The sequence below is a fragment of the Corynebacterium hylobatis genome (assembly GCF_003955685.1).
GTDB classification, from domain to species: Bacteria; Actinomycetota; Actinomycetes; order Mycobacteriales; family Mycobacteriaceae; genus Corynebacterium; species Corynebacterium hylobatis.
This window is the reverse complement of sequence record NZ_RXHJ01000043.1, coordinates 1-2,804: the sequence shown is the minus strand read 5'-3', so window position 1 is coordinate 2,804 and position 2,804 is coordinate 1. Positions and strand designations below refer to the sequence as shown.

Here is a 2,804-nt window from a genome sequence, read left to right as displayed (position 1 = left end):
GTGTGGTGGGTGCGTGCCGGGTGGTGCCTGCCCTTAAGGGTGCCACTGTAAACAACACGCACTGAATGTGTGTGCTTGTGGTGCAGGCATGGCCGTGGATCATGATAGTTTTTTGTGTGGCTCTCTTTTCCTTCCCCGTCAGGGTGGGTGGGGGTCGCACGGGTCATGGACATGGTTTTGTTTGTGATTTTTTTGGATGACAATCCAAGTGTGCTGCCACTGTTCCCTTTGGGGGGTGGTGGTGGTGTGCTGGTTGTTTGTCTGTTTTTGTTGGGTTCGGGCTTTCTACGCCTGAAAACTGCTTATGCGAGTTTTTTGTGGAGAGTTTGATCCTGGCTCAGGACGAACGCTGGCGGCGTGCTTAACACATGCAAGTCGAACGGAAAGGCCCCGCTTGCGGGGTACTCGAGTGGCGAACGGGTGAGTAACACGTGGGTGATCTGCCCTGCACTTCGGGATAAGCCTGGGAAACTGGGTCTAATACCGGATAGGACCCTCCTTTAGTGTGGGGGGTGGAAAGATTTATCGGTGCAGGATGAGCCCGCGGCCTATCAGCTTGTTGGTGGGGTAATGGCCTACCAAGGCGTCGACGGGTAGCCGGCCTGAGAGGGTGGACGGCCACATTGGGACTGAGATACGGCCCAGACTCCTACGGGAGGCAGCAGTGGGGAATATTGCACAATGGGCGGAAGCCTGATGCAGCGACGCCGCGTGGGGGATGACGGCCTTCGGGTTGTAAACCCCTTTCGACAGGGACGAAGCGCAAGTGACGGTACCTGTATAAGAAGCACCGGCTAACTACGTGCCAGCAGCCGCGGTAATACGTAGGGTGCGAGCGTTGTCCGGAATTACTGGGCGTAAAGAGCTCGTAGGTGGTTTGTCGCGTCGTCTGTGAAATTCCGGGGCTTAACCTCGGGCGTGCAGGCGATACGGGCAATACTTGAGTGCTGTAGGGGAGACTGGAATTCCTGGTGTAGCGGTGAAATGCGCAGATATCAGGAGGAACACCAATGGCGAAGGCAGGTCTCTGGGCAGTAACTGACGCTGAGGAGCGAAAGCATGGGTAGCGAACAGGATTAGATACCCTGGTAGTCCATGCCGTAAACGGTGGGCGCTAGGTGTAGGGGACTTCCACGTCTTCTGTGCCGTAGCTAACGCATTAAGCGCCCCGCCTGGGGAGTACGGCCGCAAGGCTAAAACTCAAAGGAATTGACGGGGGCCCGCACAAGCGGCGGAGCATGTGGATTAATTCGATGCAACGCGAAGAACCTTACCTGGGCTTGACATACACCGGACCGGCGTAGAGATACGTCTTCCCTTGTGGCTGGTGTACAGGTGGTGCATGGTTGTCGTCAGCTCGTGTCGTGAGATGTTGGGTTAAGTCCCGCAACGAGCGCAACCCTTGTCTTATGTTGCCAGCACGTGATGGTGGGGACTCATGAGAGACTGCCGGGGTCAACTCGGAGGAAGGTGGGGATGACGTCAAATCATCATGCCCCTTATGTCCAGGGCTTCACACATGCTACAATGGTCGGTACAGCAGGTCGCGAACTCGTGAGGGTGAGCTAATCCTACAAAGCCGGCCTCAGTTCGGATTGGGGTCTGCAACTCGACCCCATGAAGTCGGAGTCGCTAGTAATCGCAGATCAGCAACGCTGCGGTGAATACGTTCCCGGGCCTTGTACACACCGCCCGTCACGTCATGAAAGTTGGTAACACCCGAAGCCAGTGGCCCAACCCTTGTGGAGGGAGCTGTCGAAGGTGGGATCGGCGATTGGGACGAAGTCGTAACAAGGTAGCCGTACCGGAAGGTGCGGCTGGATCACCTCCTTTCTAAGGAGCTTTATCGGGCATCCCGGTCACCGGTTGGTGATCATGATGGGTGCCCACAGATGGTGGGTGTGGGTCACAAGTGTTGACCCGCCTGCCGATATCAATCGGGTGGACGCGCACCAGCAGGGGCGTGGTCACGACCGGACGGTCACAAACATATGTGTAAGTGCGTTGGCATGCTGTTGGGTGTCTGGGACAACATCGTTGTTTCCGGTGACCACCTTGTACTACGTGAACGTGCGCAGATGTTTCTGTGTGGTGTTCGGGTGGGTGGGGTGGTGTGTTGTGTGAGAACTGTATAGTGGACGCGAGCATCTTTATTTTTTTGTGTGCACACCACGCATGCTTCTGGTGTGTGTGGTGTGGTTTGTTGTGTTGCGCAGTTCACCGATGACCCGAGACTGCTTTCCTGCTTTGGTGGGGGGTGGTTGGTGGTTGTTGTGTGTGTTGTGTGTGAAGGGCACATGGTGGATGCCTTGGCATACTGGGCCGATGAAGGACGTGAGAGGCTGCGTTATGCCTCGGGGAGCTGCCAACTGAGCGTTGATCCGAGGATGTCCGAATGGGGAAACCCGGCCACCGTGATGGGTGGTCACCTCACAGTGAATACATAGCTGTGGTGGAGGTTGACGCGGGGAAGTGAAACATCTCAGTACCCGTAGGAGAAGAAAATAAATTTAATGATTCCGTCAGTAGTGGCGAGCGAACGCGGATGATGGCTAAACCGTGTGTGTGTGATACCCGGCAGGGGTTGCGCATGCGGTGTTGTGGGATGCGATGGGGGTGGTCTGCCGGCCGCCCGCACTTAGCGCGCACTGTCAGCGGAAGTGGTCTGGGAAGGCCCACCGGAGTAGGTGAGAGTCCTGTACGTGAAGATGGTGTGTGTGGTGTTGTCGTTTTCCCGAGTAGCAGCGGGCACGTGAAATCTGCTGTGAATCTGCCGGGACCACCCGGTAAGCCTGAATACCCAG

Annotated in this window: 2 rRNA genes; both read left to right on the top strand. The window is 56.5% G+C overall.

Annotation, left to right across the window (positions count from 1 at the left end):
* The first annotated feature begins 314 nt into the window (after positions 1-314).
* Positions 315-1,833: ribosomal RNA gene (locus tag EAH68_RS14635) — 16S ribosomal RNA — on the top strand.
* A gap of 444 nt (positions 1,834-2,277) precedes the next feature.
* Positions 2,278-2,804 (top strand): 23S ribosomal RNA (locus EAH68_RS14630); the annotation flags it as partial.